The 15,459-nt window shown below is 46.7% G+C and carries 11 protein-coding genes; 4 read left to right on the top strand and 7 right to left on the bottom strand.

Going from position 1 to position 15,459, the window contains the following annotated elements; translation table 11 throughout:
* The first annotated feature begins 7 nt into the window (after positions 1–7).
* Positions 8–652 (top strand): START domain-containing protein, encoded by a 645-nt coding sequence (locus R7E51_RS06760; protein WP_170889931.1) that lies wholly within the window; start codon positions 8–10, stop codon positions 650–652.
* Between the two features lie 80 nt (positions 653–732).
* Here the strand turns inward: R7E51_RS06760 and R7E51_RS06755 are convergent, their stop codons facing one another.
* Positions 733–2,487, bottom strand: a complete 1,755-nt coding sequence (locus tag R7E51_RS06755; RefSeq protein WP_206957625.1) for a hypothetical protein — start codon at positions 2,485–2,487, stop codon at positions 733–735.
* 427 nt (positions 2,488–2,914) lie between these two features.
* Here R7E51_RS06755 and R7E51_RS06750 point away from each other — a divergent pair, with 427 nt between their 5' ends.
* Together R7E51_RS06750 and R7E51_RS06745 are read left to right on the top strand one after the other, a co-directional pair.
* Complete coding sequence (locus tag R7E51_RS06750; RefSeq protein ID WP_005374721.1) at positions 2,915–3,868, top strand: M23 family metallopeptidase; 954 nt, start codon at positions 2,915–2,917, stop codon at positions 3,866–3,868.
* A complete protein-coding gene (locus R7E51_RS06745; protein ID WP_080659230.1) occupies positions 3,772–4,224 on the top strand; it encodes a bactofilin family protein in 453 nt (150 codons plus the stop codon). Before R7E51_RS06750 ends, R7E51_RS06745 begins: the two co-directional genes overlap by 97 nt.
* Positions 4,225–4,312: 88 nt before the next feature.
* On the opposite strand, the gene R7E51_RS06740 is transcribed toward R7E51_RS06745, so the two are convergent.
* On the bottom strand, positions 4,313–7,063 hold the full coding sequence (locus R7E51_RS06740; protein ID WP_033906636.1) for a M16 family metallopeptidase: 2,751 nt from the start codon (positions 7,061–7,063) through the stop codon (positions 4,313–4,315).
* A gap of 364 nt (positions 7,064–7,427) precedes the next feature.
* Between R7E51_RS06740 and R7E51_RS06735 the strand changes: the two genes are divergently transcribed.
* Complete coding sequence (locus R7E51_RS06735) at positions 7,428–9,314, top strand: methyl-accepting chemotaxis protein (RefSeq protein WP_025768674.1); 1,887 nt, start codon at positions 7,428–7,430, stop codon at positions 9,312–9,314.
* 117 nt (positions 9,315–9,431) lie between these two features.
* Here the strand turns inward: R7E51_RS06735 and fecE are convergent, their stop codons facing one another.
* The 5 genes from fecE to pvuA form a co-directional block, all read right to left on the bottom strand.
* Positions 9,432–10,196 carry a Fe(3+) dicitrate ABC transporter ATP-binding protein FecE gene (fecE, locus tag R7E51_RS06730; RefSeq protein ID WP_017634499.1) on the bottom strand — a complete coding sequence of 255 codons (765 nt, stop codon included), beginning with the start codon at positions 10,194–10,196 and terminating at the stop codon, positions 9,432–9,434.
* A 2-nt stretch (positions 10,197–10,198) separates the two neighbouring features.
* Complete coding sequence (locus tag R7E51_RS06725) at positions 10,199–11,170, bottom strand: FecCD family ABC transporter permease (protein ID WP_017634500.1); 972 nt, start codon at positions 11,168–11,170, stop codon at positions 10,199–10,201.
* The gene (locus tag R7E51_RS06720) at positions 11,167–12,126 is read right to left on the bottom strand and encodes a FecCD family ABC transporter permease (RefSeq protein WP_373417389.1); all 960 of its coding nucleotides are present in this window, start codon (positions 12,124–12,126) and stop codon (positions 11,167–11,169) included. The genes R7E51_RS06725 and R7E51_RS06720 overlap by 4 nt, the downstream gene beginning before the upstream one ends.
* A gap of 74 nt (positions 12,127–12,200) precedes the next feature.
* The gene (locus R7E51_RS06715; protein ID WP_206957624.1) at positions 12,201–13,124 is read right to left on the bottom strand and encodes a Fe(3+) dicitrate ABC transporter substrate-binding protein FecB; all 924 of its coding nucleotides are present in this window, start codon (positions 13,122–13,124) and stop codon (positions 12,201–12,203) included.
* Positions 13,125–13,225: 101 nt separating this feature from the next.
* Positions 13,226–15,364 (bottom strand): TonB-dependent siderophore vibrioferrin receptor PvuA, encoded by a 2,139-nt coding sequence (pvuA, locus tag R7E51_RS06710; RefSeq protein ID WP_206957623.1) that lies wholly within the window; start codon positions 15,362–15,364, stop codon positions 13,226–13,228.
* Positions 15,365–15,459 lie beyond the last annotated feature (95 nt).

Here is a 15,459-nt window from a genome sequence, read left to right as displayed (position 1 = left end):
TACTAACATGATGTTGCATTTAAGAATGGGCGCCTTAACACTCGCCACATTGATATCCGCTGGCACTGATGCGAGCGCCAACGAGAACTGGCAGTTCGAGAGTGACAAGAATGGAATCACAATTTACTCCCGAGAACATAGTGACGGTTTAGTTGAGATCCGTGCCCGGATGTTCACACCCACCAGCTATGGTGCATTTTTAACGCTACTGGAAGACAGTGACAATATCCCGAACTGGATTGACAATGCCAGTCATAGCCGGGTTTTAAATCAAATATCGGCCACCGAGAACATCGTTTACACCCAGTTTAAAGCACCATGGCCTGCCAAAAATCGGGATATGGTCACCTACTCAAAGTACTGGGTCGATGAGCTGGGATTCACGATAGAAATCAAAAGCGCACCTGACTCATATATTGCTGAACAAAATGGTTATGTTCGAATTCGCTCGGTTGATGCGACTTGGGAGTTACAAAAACTCACAAACGATACAACACTCGTGGAATACAAGGCGTTTGCTGACCCCGGAGGTCTATTGCCAAACTGGCTGATCAACAAACTTTCAAAAGAAAGTGCATGGGCGACATTTAGTAACTTAAGAAAAGAGTTACCTGAATATCAGCAATACTCTCATCCTCAAATAGATGAGTAAGCGTCGCTCTTCCCACTCGCTTTTTAATGCGGTACATAATAACAAAAGGCGGCATATGCCGCCTTTTTCTACGCAATGTGTTACTGCTGTGCAACCGTTACAGGTTTAGTTGCACCGCGGTAATCAAACTCAAAACCAATACCTTGGTCTGTCACGTCCATCGTCATACCACCAACAAGCTCGCCTTGTAAGCTTTTGACAACATCATCCGGAACCGGCTCCCCTGTGATTGACGACGCACTCTCTAGCACTTCCAAAATACGCTCTGAATCAAAATCAAAGCTGAACAAGCCATTTGGAGAAAGTGATTGCGCCATCACTTCTTTGCTTGCTTCCGCAGCACTATCACCACTGTAAAGGGTGAAATGGTTTTCGTTTAGACGAGCAAACACGTCCACCTTCATGCCAGTATGCATTTCTAATAGCTCACTGACATTAACAGGTTGGTTATCCGGTTGAATTTGCAATTGAGCAAGTTCAGGAACGAACATTTGCGCAGTTTGAATAAGCATCATTGGATCATTGGCAGAAAGAGACAACATACCATCTAGCTGGCTAAATACTTCACCATGCTGAGCATTAGTATCTACTTTGATATCAAACATTTGCAGGCTTAACCCTTTAAGGCCGTTAACCATGCCTGACCCCATGCTTACAGCGGCTGCTGGATTCTGGCCGCCCATCTCTTGCTGCATTTGTGTCAATAAAGAGCATTGGTATTGAGGCTGGGTCAAGTCAGCCCAAATCTGACCAATCGATGGCGCTAGCGTATTAATGTCTAAACCAAGCGCCATACTAAAGAAACTCTTATCACTTTTAGACTCTGCCAATACACCACGAATCGACTTGAGCGCATCTAGAATCACTTTATTGTTGGACTCAACAACAAAAGAACCTTTAATGAACGCCTGATCGCCTTTCATCTTGTATTCTGCAAACGCGACGGACTGAGGCCAGTTTTCTGCAACTTGAGTAAGCTCAGTATGGCAGGCTGGTGAACGCATTTCCTCAATCGTTGGTTCAGGATCTATTGCATCCAACGTGCTGATTTGACGAGCAAACATATTGCCATCTTTCGTCGTCAAACCTTTAATCACTTCGCGATGATCAAAGTAACCAAAAGAGTTGTTGTTTTCACCGTATTTGGCTTGCAACGCCTCAAGACGTCCACTGTCAGCAATATTTTGACTTGGTGCTTCAAGCCCTAATGCCATTTTAATCGGGTTTTGAACGCCCAGTTGCGGAACATCAACCGTTAACGTAAGCACGTTATCAACCACGGCTACAACCAAGCCAATACCGTCCTGCGGGTCAATTGAATCAGTCATCTCGTAACGACGATACTCGACGTCACCAAGCTTAACCAACTCATGCTTAGCGCCGCTCATCTGCTCTTCATAATCCAGTGTTTTCCATAACGCGGCAGGGTCTTCAATATCCACTTTGTACACGGGTACCATACCAATTGTGTACAACACAGGATTAATGTTTTCCCCGGTGCCCAAATAAGCTTTTAATGTTTCTGGCGACGCAGCACTCTCTAGGTATCCATCGAATAAGTTAACTGCAAACTGCTGTTGTGGAGACAGTGGTTCATCGGCAAAAAGTTCTGCAATCGAGCCTTGATTCGCCGTACCGAATGCGTTCATGTATTTATAATGGTTAAAAGGTTCTGTCTGATACGTCACCATAAGTGAATCTGCAGGAACTTGCGTTAACAGTGAGCCTGCATCACTCGCGGTAGTATTGTTTTGGTACAGGTAGCCAGCGCCCCCTGCTGCTGCGACCACTGCTGTAGCCAATAGTAGTTTTTTCACGACCAACTCCGTTGTCATAGTTATGTGTTCCTAAACGAAATGTAACGCTTAGGTTTAAAGCCAATGAATAGTGCTTTATATCAACCGCTATCATAAACAAGTTATCGATGTAATGAATGTCGGTTTGATAAATTATCCAACATTTATAAGGCAAACCGTGAAGTAAGTTGAATTGCGTGCGGATGCTATTGGCAATATTCACAATCCAATTTCTCGGATAACCGCCTTAAAAATCATAATATTCAGTTAAATGAAGCGATTTGGAGTAATTACGACCAAAATCAGCAGAATATTAAATCTTTATTGAGTCTTTTATCTAATATCTGAAAACGCCTCACGACCTGACACTTCTTTCCAATTTGCCTCTGGCGGTCCCTACTCGTTTTCCTTACATTCCTACTAACTCAGTGACGAGACGTATACCAAATACGAGCAATAGAAGACGATGAAAGACCAGTTGACGATCTCTATATCAACTATCAATGGCTCAAGACATTGGTACTTCAGTAAAAGGATGCAACGCAACATAAAAACGTTTTTCGTTTTTTTTGTGGTTGCTCTGGCCGCGACCGTAATCTTAATTCATCACTTGTACACTCGCGTTGATAATGCAGCGTTAAAACAAGCTGAATTGACAGAGCATTCACGCACCATGGGTGAAGAGCTCAGCACACTGAAAACACTTAAATCAGAGCTAGAAAATGACCTTTCAGAACGTGAAGAACGGGTACAACTTGTTTCGGAACGTTTGGGTGAATTAGAGAAAGTGCTTGGGGTTGGAGAACATACCTCGACAAATAACTTGGATGCTAGGCTCGATGCAGCAGCGATAACCTCAAACGTTCGCATGGTGTTATTAAACCAAATACCAAGTGGCTCTCCAGTCGGCAACGTACGACTATCTTCCGGATTCGGTAAGCGTATCCATCCGGTGACAAAAGTTGCCAAGATGCATCGTGGGCTCGATTTTGCCGTAAATATCGGCACCAAAATTTATGCCCCTGCCGATGGGGTAGTGGAAGTCACCCGCCGCAGTAATAAAGGCTCTGGTAACTTCCTCAGGCTGCAACATTCTTTCGGTTTTTCGAGTTCTTATTCGCACTTGAAAGCGTTCAAAGTAAAAAGTGGTCAGTTCGTCAAAAAAGGGCAGCTGATTGCAATTTCCGGCAACAGTGGGCTCTCTTCTGGCCCTCACCTGCATTACGAGGTGCGATTTGTTGGGCGAGCACTGAATCCGAAACCATTTGTCGATTGGAGCCTTAATGATTTCGAAGACATTTTTACTAAGGAGCGAAGAATACGATGGGAATCTTTAATCAAAACAGTGGAACAACGAGTAGCTCAGCAGCTTCAACTCTCATCGCCAAAGGCTGTTCTCTTAGCGGAGAACTCAAAGTAGAAAACGATGTCCAGATTGATGGCATCGTCGATGGTCAAATTAACGTGGAAGGCACTCTCGTTGTCGCAGAAAGCGGGCGAGTAAACGGTGAAATCTACGCTAAACAGCTGATCATTAACGGCATGATGGACGGAAACTGTCACGCAGAACACATTCAAGTGCTTGCCAAGGGACGCGTAAGCGGTAGGATCTGGAGCAATAACCTCAGCATTGAACCTGGTGGCAAATTCTTTGGTGAAGCAGCCGAATTACCTGAAAAGGAAGTGGTAACGTTAAAGGGTAAGGCTCAAGACAGTGCGAACACAAAAGAAAACAACACCAACAATGAAAAGCGACTTGCGCGTAAATCAGCATAAAACGCTCTGATTAAAGTGCTTAAAAAAGACGGCTTTCACGCCGTCTTTTTTATTACTATTGCCACGATTTTCGTCAGAAACTACGTGATTATTCGGCCGGATTTAAAACCATCACCGAGCGTTTTGCTTGTGGACCAAAAGCTGATTTTGCATGCGCTTTCACTTCATCTAACGTCACACTCTTAGCCACTTTCTCAACGTCAAGCAACACATCGACGCCGTAATCATGCACCAAATAACGAGTATATGCCCATGATCTCTGTGCTGGGTTGTCATCCAATCCTTGCATCGCGACTGCCAGTTGTTTCGCGGCCGTATCCACTTCTTTTTGGGTAATATTTGACGCTAAACCATCAAACACTTTGCCCAGTTTACTCTCTAAAAGTGCCACGTCTTCGGGCTCAACTTGAGACTCCAAGAGCCAATCAGAGATGGGTTCGCGATCTTGTGTCATGGTGTAAATGCTCGGGCTGTAATCAAGGCTAGACTCTTCTCGCACAATATCCAAAACACGTGCATTACTAATACGTTGCAAAATATCTTCGATAACCGTGTCTCTTGCCGTACGTTGGTAATCGCTCGTATTAGTCAAACGCATTACATACAACGATGAAGGTTCATGCCCATCCGCAACCACAGTTCGCTCCGGCACTTCCGGGTTAAACGCAACGTGATAATCAATCGAACGACTCGGTTTCATTTCGATAGAGGCCACATACTTACGCAAAAGTGGTGTAATTTCTTCCGGCTCTACGTTTGCAACAATAACCATCTTAAAACCATCATTGGTTTTGAAAAGTTGCTCATGCACCGCTAGTATCTGCTCGGAAGTCACTTGTTCAACATCATCACTGGACACTATACGATGACGACTACCCGGCAAATAAGAATTGCCGTTTGCTTTTTGAATCAGTTTTCCCATCGGTGATTCAAAAAAAGCGCCGCTCTGCTGTTTAAACTCTTGCTTCGCTGCTTCCATCTGGCGCTCGTCGACTTTAATCTCCGTCGCTAGGTTGTATAGTCCATTCAAAGCATCAGTTAGGTGCGTATTTGGCGCCGTAATTTGCGCTCCGTGACTGGTCGCATCAAGCATCGCGCCAAGCGCAATGTTGTTTTTGCGTAAGTAGCTATCTAGCTCTGAACCAGAAAATGTCCCTAACCCACTGCGTATTGCCGTTGTTGCTGCGATTTCATAAGCGGCATACAACGTCGGATCAACAGCGGCTTTACCACCTTGGCTCGCATAGTAAATATACGCTCGACCACCCGCTTTAGTATCTTTTTGGAACCACACTTCGATACCGTTTGATAGCGTATAGACTTGAAAACCACCCGCTTCCTGACGCATGCTCGTGATGCTGCCTTCCTGGGTAGGCTTTAAGAATCCATCCACTTTGTCATACATCTCTAACGGTTTTTCGCCAGTTTGAAGATAGGCACTGTTTAGAGCGGCAAATACACCATTGAACTGTTCTGACGTTTCGCTTTTCCCCAAACCAATAAAAAAGCTTGGCTGCTGAGATAACAAAGCCGTCAATTGTGTGTTAATGCTCTCTAAATTCTCGTTGTTGATGAATTCTGCCAAACTCTGGGCATAATTCTCTTTTGATTGGCTGACACTGTCTTGTCCAATTTGAAAAACACGTGCTTCTGCGTAACTGTTTGGCTTACGCTGACTCCAATCTGAATCAATATTTGCAAGTTCACCTTGCCAATTTGACATAACGCTATCTAACTCGGATTGAGTCGCACCATAATCTCTTAACGACGCCAAGGTACGAATGAAAGTCTGGTGCATTTGTTCGCGGCGATCTGGTGCAAACGAAATCCCTGCCGACATCATACGCTGATAGTTAGAGTAATAGGGCTCTGCATAAGCGTATTGAAAAGGTTCAGCGGCATCACTGAGTACACGGATCAAACGCTGTTGAATGAGTTGTGTTGCGACTTCATCACGCCACACTTCATGTTGTTGCTCAATCGTCGCGCTGCCACTTAGACCACGCTCAATCACTAAATGAAGACTTGGTGATTCCATCGTGTTACTTGGCAAGATTCTGTTTTCGTTGTTCACTCGAATATCACGGCGCTTCTCTATTACCGTATCCGAGGTACTTTCCCAGTTCGAGAACTTGCTTTTGATAATCTTGGACAGTGAATCTACGTCGATATTACCAGTCACAATCAACTCGGCATTTTGTGGCTGGTACCACTTGTCGTAAAACGCCTTTAACTTACTCGAGGAAGCGTTTTGAATCGCTTCGCGAGTACCAATTGGGTCATGTTCACCATACATAGTGCCTTCAATCGAGGCTTGGTAAGCATGCATAGAAAAGGACTTATCATCTGGATTAGCACGTCGCCATTCCCCAAGAATCACCCCTTTTTCTTTCTCTACTTGCTCAGGAGCAAACTCAAGTCCGTTACCGATATCTCTCATCCACTTCAGGGCATCTTCTAGCTTCGTATTATTCGCAAGGTCAAGTTGGTAAGACGTTTGCTGATAACTGGTAAAAGCGTTGATATCAGCGCCAAAGCTACCACCAGATTGCTCAAAAAGTTTGACAACGTCGTTACCGGTAAAATGCTCACTACCATTAAACGCCATATGCTCAACAAAGTGAGCGTAACCCTTTTGAGAAGATGTTTCTTGGAATGAGCCGATATTCATCACCAAACGGACCGAGACTTCTTGGTCTTCTGTTGGATAGAGATGGTATTTCATACCGTTCGATAACTGGTCCACGTGCCAGTTGGCGTCAGGTTGAATCGGCGTCGACTGTTGTATCAGAGCACACCCTGACACTAATAACGCGGGGACTAACAATATACTGCGCATAACGATTGCCCATAACAATGATTAAGCTAATCAATATATATCCGGTGCTATAACCTTCACATTTTTAATGGATTATCAGACACGCAAATGTGATAAAGATCACCATTTATTGAAATCAATTCTCATTTACAAAAATCGACAAATCCTTACTTTACAAATACATAAATAATATCGTCCCAAATGCTTTTGCTTATTTGATGTAAAACTCAAATTCGCGACATGGAGTCAGTATTTATTTTGAGCAATAAAATATAATTATTGAACAGATTCGAATCTGACTTTCTGCTGCATATTCAACAGCGCAGAGAGCACTGATGAGAATAAAAACACAACAACTATTATTCAAAGATCTATTATTCGCTTTATGTTCAAAAATCTATCATTAAAAAACAAACTGGCAATCTCTGCCAGTGCCGCCATCATTCTAGGGGGAGTGCTGGTAGAGGGGCTGTCTTTTCGAGATTCATTAAATAGGCTCGATGTCGAAGTCGCACAGCGACTAGAAAGCACTAGCGCATCTTACAATCAATACGTAAAGGACTGGCTACTCTCTAAAGAGCGCGCACTAACTTCACTCTCTTCTGATTCAGAGAAACGTTCTCTGGTTACGCATTTGAAACAAGTCCGAGACTCTGGCGCGTTCGATAACGTTTTCCTCGCTTACCCGGACGGGTCACAAGACAACGCTAATGGGGTGGTTTTGCCACCAGGTAATAACGATCCTCGTAAGTGGGGCTGGTACACCAATGCAATCGCCAACCCATCGAAAGTCTTTATGGATAACCCGACCGTCGCAGCTGCCACGGGGGCTAACGTCGTGTCGCTCGGTAAAGCCCTGCAATTGCATGGTCAAACCGTCGTTCTGGGTGCTGACGTAGAGATCGGTGATATCCTGAACAGTCTCAACCAAGTGATCCTACCGGGTGAAGGTTATATGTTTATTGCCAATGAACAGGGCAATATTTTCACTCATAACAACGGTAAACTGCTGAATCAACCGGTTAGCAAGCTGGGCCTCAACAACAACGACATTACGTCTGCCGCACGTTCAGGTACAGAGCGTCGCGTCTCTATTAACGGCACCGAATATGTGATTTACGCGCGCCACATAGAGGGTACCAAGCTCACAACAGTGACGGTGTTAGATCAAAACTCGTTGGTTGCCCCACTTTACGATGCTGTTTGGGATCAGATCATCGCAACCACCATCGTCGTCGTTATCTGCGTAGCTTTGTTTAATCTGCTATGTAACATCTTGTTCCGTCCGCTCTACAACGTTTCGAATGCGCTTGCACAAATCGCAAACGGTAGCGGCGACCTAACTCAACGCATCAAAGTAGAAAACCGTGACGAAGTTGGTGAGCTGGCTGAAAACTTCAACCAGTTCGTTGAAAGTTTGCAGCAACTTATTGGTCACATTCGTCACCAAGCGGAAGAACTGAGCCAACAATCGGAGCTGAGCACGAATCGCGCGAATCAATCGGTTTCCGATCTGAACCATCAGCAACAAGAAATCACGATGGTGGCGACCGCTGTGACTGAAATGGCATCGGCAACGCAAGAGATTGCAGCACATGCAGAGCAGACGGCTAAAGCCGCTCAAGACTCTTCAGCGAGCACACAAAATGGTCATGAGTTAGTGATCAACTCCAAGTCATCCATCAACAATTTGTCTTCTGAAGTCAACCAAGCGAGCGTTGTCATCGGCGAGCTCAACCAGCACGCGCAAGACATCTCAACCGTACTATCAACGATTCGAGACATCGCAGAACAAACCAACTTACTGGCTCTGAATGCGGCGATTGAAGCGGCGCGTGCAGGTGAACAAGGTCGCGGTTTTGCCGTTGTTGCAGACGAGGTTCGCGTGCTATCACAACGCACACACACCTCAACCGAAGAGATTCGCTCGACGATCGAGACCTTGCAGCAAACCACACAACGCGCTGTGACCATCATGGATACAAGCTCTCAGCTCGCGCAAGGTTCGGTGGAAGATGCAGATCGCGCAGCACTGGCTCTGGATGAAATCAACGCGGCCGTTGCGCTGATCAGCGATATGGCAACGCAAATCGCGACCGCCGCCGAAGAGCAAACGCACGTAACCAATGAAATCACGCAAAATGTCACGTCCATTAAAGATGTGACCGATCACTTGGTAGTTGGTGCCGAAGAATCGATGAATCAATCTGCTGAGCTGAAATCGCAAGCTGAGGATCTCAACTCGAAAGTGGCGACGTTTAAACTGGCTTAAACGCCACATTAAGGACGCTCTTAAAAACAACAAACCCCGCTAGCAACTTTGTTACTAGCGGGGTTTGTTTTTATGGATCGACGTTTTTATTGCAGATAGCTTTCCAAAGACGTAAACCTACACCGCCACACACATCGGCGTGCCTGAGATTGGGTCATTAAATACTCTCGCTTGTAAATCAAACACCGATGACAACATGCCTTCTGTCATTACCTCTTGCGGTGTTCCCTGCGTGACTAACTGACCTTTTTCCAACACCACCAAATGATCGCAGTAACGGCACGCTTGGTTTAGATCGTGCAGCACTACGACCACTGTTTTGCCTTTGTCGTTCATCTGCCTCATGAGTTTCATCAGCTCAACTTGGTGAGAGAGATCCAAGTAAGTGGTTGGCTCATCAAGCATCACTACGTCGGTATCTTGCGCCATTACCATCGCAATCCACGCCCTTTGCCTTTGACCGCCAGACAGCGATTCAACTGGCTTGTCAGCAAACTCAATCACGCCAGTATCTTGCATTGCTTGCTCGACTAAGGTCTTGTCTTGTTGACTTAACCGGCCCCAATGAGAGAGATAAGGCGAGCGGCCATATTCGACCAGTTTTCTGACGGTAATACCTTCAGGACTGACAAGAATCTGCGGCAGCAAAGACAACGAACGCGCCAAGCGTTTATCACCGTAGCTGCTTAGTGGTTTGTCGTCATACAACACTTGGCCAGAAGCGGGTTTATTGATGCGTACCAAGGTTTTTAATAGTGTCGATTTACCGCAACCATTTGGACCAACTAGTGCGGTAATTTTACCTTGAGGAATCGACAAAGAGAGATCTGGAATGATGGTCTGTTTGCCGTACGCGACGGATAAGTTCTGCGTTCGTAACATGCTTACCAACCTCTATAACGATACAAAAGAAAAATGAAATATGGTGCGCCAATAACAGATGTCAGCACTCCCGCTGGTAGCTCAATTGGTGGCTGTAAGCCTCTCGCTAAACCATCGGCGCAAATCACCAACAAAGCGCCAAGGGTTGCAGCGGCTGGAATCAACAACTTGTGGTTGTGGCCAAACAGCAAACGCGCAAGATGCGGCGCAAGCAGGCCAACAAAGCTGATCGTGCCTGCCACAGACACACTGATACTCGCCAATAGCACGGCAGCAATCAACGCAATAATTTGGATCTGTCTTGGTTTCGTGCCAAGTGTAGTGGCGCTTTCTTCTCCCAGTCCCATAACATCTAGCCGCCAAGCCAGCCAAAACGCCAATGGTAGTAGCAGCAATAAAGCACTCCAAATAAACGGCACTTGTTGCCAGTTTCGTCCCCACAAACTGCCGGTTAGCCATACCATCGCCGTGTTGATTTCAATAGGGTGCACAATCAGAAGAAAATCGATACCGCTGGCTAAAAATGCGCTGACAGCAACACCAATCAGCGCCAAACGTGCTGGTGTTGGTTTCGACCAGTAAGCCAGCACAGCAATAAAGCCAGCAGCAAGCAAGCCTCCCGACATGGCGACCATCGGCAACATTGCCACTGGCGCATTCGGATACAGCACCAAACAAGCGGTAGCCGCCAGTCCTGCTCCGGCGCTTATCCCCATTAAATCTGGTGAGGCAAGTGGATTACGGATGACGCCTTGAACTAAAACGCCTGACAGCCCCAACCCAGCGCCCACGCCAATGGCGAGCAACATTCTCGGTAATCGATATTGGTGAATCACAAAGTCCGAGTCAGAGAAAGAAAACAGCAATGCAAAAACCTGTTGAGCCGACATGTTCGCCGCGCCAACAAACAGCGTGAGAGAAGACGCAATCAGCAACAATCCAACTAATGCAAACAGTTTGGTTTGATTCATCATGATGATTTCCTCATTGCAATCGCGATAAAGCAAGGTGTGCCCAACAGCGCGGTAATCACGCCCACTGGCGTTTCAGCCGGAAAGGCAATCGCGCGTGATAAAGCATCTGACCACGTGACCAATGCCGCGCCACACAAGGCGGAAACCGGAATGAGAATGTGATAGTTGTGACCAACAATCGGGCGTACCAAGTGCGGCACTAACAACCCGACAAAGCCAATTGGTCCAGCAATCGCTACGCTAGTTCCTGCCAACAGCACAACCGCTAAACCACTGATTAATCGCGTAAGACGAATGTTACCACCCAACCCGACAGCAACTTCGTCCCCCAACGCGAGTAAATTTAAGTTTCGCGCTAAGCCCATGGCGAGCACCAAACCTAAAGTCGCAAAAGGCCACAGTTGCTGCCACTGCTCAGAATCTACCGCGGAGAGTGAACCCGTTAACCAATGCAACACGCTGTAAGCCATGTCATCCGCCAAAATTACCGACGCACGAGTTAACCCTATCAGCAGTGCACTGATGGCAATGCCCGCTAGCACTAAACGCAATGGGTGAGAACGCGCGGAGAAAAAACCGCCCAACAACATGACCGCACCACCACTTAGTAGCGCGCCGAGTACTGCGTTGATGATTGGGTTCAATTGACTAAAGAATGGTACGCCGATGGACGCCAAGGCCATAAAACACGCCGCACCTGCATTAATGCCGAGAATGGATGGCGACGCCAAAGGGTTACGAGTCAATCCTTGCATCAGCACTCCGGATACCGCAAGCGAAGCGCCAATTAATAACCCAGCATAGGTACGAGGCGCACGCAGCGTCGCGAGGATTTGATGCAGCATATTGCCCTCATCAAACGCAAACCAATAGCTTGTCAGATCATTAACGCTCAAAGAAAAGTTGGACCAGCCAATCATTGAGGCTGCATAGCCTGAGAGCGTACACAACGCCATAGCACAGACAAACAAGCTCGCTTTCCAATGCGATTTGCTAACCGAAGACGCGCTTTCCGAGCTTATCGCCGAACTCATGAGCGCTCCAATAACGCTTCAAGATTGCGGGCAATTTCTTCCGCAGCCAACATGCCGCGATTTAACGACCACAGTTCAGGAGATACCTCAACAAGTTGCTGTTTTTTCGCAGCGGTTAGCAGCTTAAATAATGGGTTTTTGCGCCACTCATCCACAATATTTGGTTGAGAGTAAAGTCCAACTAACAACCAATCAGGGTTGGTTCTTAGTAAAAGTTCGAAACTGGTTGGGATATACGCTTTTTGCTCAGATGGAGCCAGCGGGCTTTGGATGCCCAGCGTACTCAAAACGCCCCCAGCGTAAGAAACCGGGCTATGCAGCCACATCCCTTTGTCAGAAACCACACCAAACTGAATGGTTTCTTGTGTCGCAAAATGCTGTTTGAACTCCGCCATTGTCTGTTTGTGCTGCTCAATTCGTTGTGTCATTTTCGCTTGCTTGCCAATCGCAACCCCGATTTTCTGTGCAGATTCGAGGTTTTCTTTATACGTCTCTCCACGGCTTTTTAACAGCAAGGTTGGCGCAATTCGCTGCAAATCTTGATAAATCGCGCGATGACGTTCGGCATCGGCAATGATCAAATCCGGCTTGAGCACCGCAATCGCCTCTAAACTCGGTTGTGAACGCATGCCGACCGATTGCCAAGGACCAACCTTGGCACGAACAGCAGGAATGACTCGTGTGGCATCGTTGTCATCGGCGACGCCTACAGGTGAGACATCGACTGCCGCTAATGCATCGACAAACGAAAATTCTAAAACCACAATACGTTGAGGTATCGCTTCTAGCTCAAAAGTGCCTTGCTCATCTTGCACGCTGCGCGCCTGAGAAAATGCGCTAAATGACATCAAAGCTGAGCTCAACAGCATCAGCAAAACGGTTGAAAAGTGTTTGATCGTAAATTGTTTTTTATTTTTCATCTTGCTTTTTTCCAGTGCTAAGAGTTTTCCATTACCTAAGATCGGCAAAGTCGCCAAGGTAAATTGGCGACTTTTCTTTTCAAACTCGGTGAACGAAACGCTTAAAACTGATAGTTCAGATCCAGTGTGTAAGAGCGTCCCGGAGCTGGGTACCGACCAACTGGGCTTGTATCAATCCCGCGGAAGTAATACTCCTCGTCAAACAAGTTGTTCACCGCAACATTCATGCGTAACTTGCCTTTGTCGTCTTTGTATAAATCCGTCCCCAAGTTGAAGTTCCACACCATGTAAGATGGTACTTTACCCGTTGCGCCAGTTGCATCTTCGGCACTGGTGTTGGCGTTATCGGTATACGAATCACTAAAGTAGAAGCCCGATAGCGTGGTGTCCATGCCGTAAAATGCGTAGGTTGCATCCCAACCAAGCTGATGCTTAGAGGTGTAAGGCAGTTGATTACCTTTATTCGCGCCTTCTTCTTCAAGCGTAGCGTCTAGATAGTTGTAGCTTGCGCCTAAACTCAGTGCAGGTAGTGCTTCAGGCACGTAACGAGCAGAAAGCTCTATGCCTTGGTGAAGTGTTTTTCCGATGTTATCGAAGGTCTGCGTTGAGCTTTGCCATTGCAATTGATCTTCAAAATCGATGCGATAAAGTGCAGCGTTAAAACTGGTCGTATCTTGGGTGTAACGCGCGCCGACTTCGTAGTTCCAAGCCAGTTCGCTCCCTTCTTCACCCAAGCCTCGGATGTAGGCAATTTGTGGCGCACGAAGTGATTTTTGCGCGTTCGCATACGTCACCCACTGATCAGTTAAGTTGTATGCCACCGTCAAACCTGGCAACCATTCCGTCACGGTGTTGTCTGCTGTTTGTTTTTTACCACGATCGGTAAACGTCATTCGAACCGACTCAACACGCAACCCAGGCGTTACCTTCAATGTATCATTGAACAAACCAATTTCGTTGCTAACGTATCCAGCAAACGCGTCCGTATCTAGATGCCAATCACGCGGAACGCTGGTTGCACCACCGGCGATTGGAGTCTGAGTGAGTTTGTAGTCAATGTCTTCATTAACATAACGGGTACCCACGATCCAGTTTTGAGTAACGGATTTACCTTCGCCAAAGTACATCGCCATTTTTGGCTCTATACCATACACGGTAAATTCACGTGGAGAGGTACGAACGTCCGTCGCTGGCAGAGCCGGATCCGCCCAATGGCCACCCGCGCTGTTAAAGCCCCACTTGAAAAGACGCTCTGACTTATGGCCAAACGTTAGCACTTCTAGCTCGGCACTGTCGGCAAATGGCAAATCGTGGATGTACTTAACACTCCAGCGTGTCGACTTACCTTCATAATCATCGTAAGGACGTTTCGATTGGTGACGATCTTGTTCGTAGTCTTGTGGCGAAAGTGCGCCCGGCATTTGCGTTTCAGCATCGTAACGTTGCAGGAATGCTTGAATCTCTTGAGTGTCACTCAATAGCCACTGTGCTTTAGCTTGAAAGTTCTTCACGTCCGTATCGGAATGTTCACGGAAGCTTTCACCTTTTAGGAAGTTACCTTCCAACTGTAGTGCAAATGTGTCGCTTAACCAGCCGCCCGTGCGTAGGTAAAAATCATTCAGCGGCGCATCACCGCCATCAAACACGGTAAGGCGGTTACTGATTTCAGTTTGCCACGTGTGTGGAATCGGTTTGGTCACTAAGTTGATCACACCACCGACGTTGTTTGGGCCGTACTGTACTGCAGCACCACCGCGTACAATGTCAATACGATCAAGCATCGACAGTGTTGCTGGGAAGATCGACTGACCAGTGTGACCATATGGCGCAAGTGTTAGCGGTACACCATCCATCAAGAACTGAGCATGACCACTACGGCTTGCTTTCAAACCACGTACGGAAATGTTGGGCAATACGCCCGTTCCGCTTTCATCCTGAACTTTAATACCCGGCACGCGCTGTAGCGCGTTATCAATCGAGCCTGCGGCGGTTTTCTCGATTTGCTCGCGGGTAATGACGGTACGAGCACCTGGGTACTCTTTGACGTCTTCAATTTCAGATTTACCAATCACGCTACCAGTGACAACGACGGTTTCCATCGCGGTAGTTTGTTCTTTTTTAGCAGGAGCGGCAACCGCGCTCATGGATGTGGCAGAAGCGATTGCAATCGCAAGCACACTGTAAGTGGTAGACAAACCAGCACGTACACGCACTTTACCATCCAAATTCTGGTAAGACATTAAGATCTCCTTTGCGAGAAATTGAGCCTCGGGCAGAATACATCCCGTAGGCTCTAGGGGCTAAACATCCTCAATATGAGGAAAAAATCGGCTAA

The sequence above is a fragment of the Vibrio sp. Vb1166 genome, assembly GCF_033338695.1.
In the GTDB taxonomy this organism is placed as follows: domain Bacteria; phylum Pseudomonadota; class Gammaproteobacteria; order Enterobacterales; family Vibrionaceae; genus Vibrio; species Vibrio alginolyticus.
Note: the sequence above shows the minus strand (reverse complement) of the source record. Positions and strands in the feature narration are given on the sequence as shown.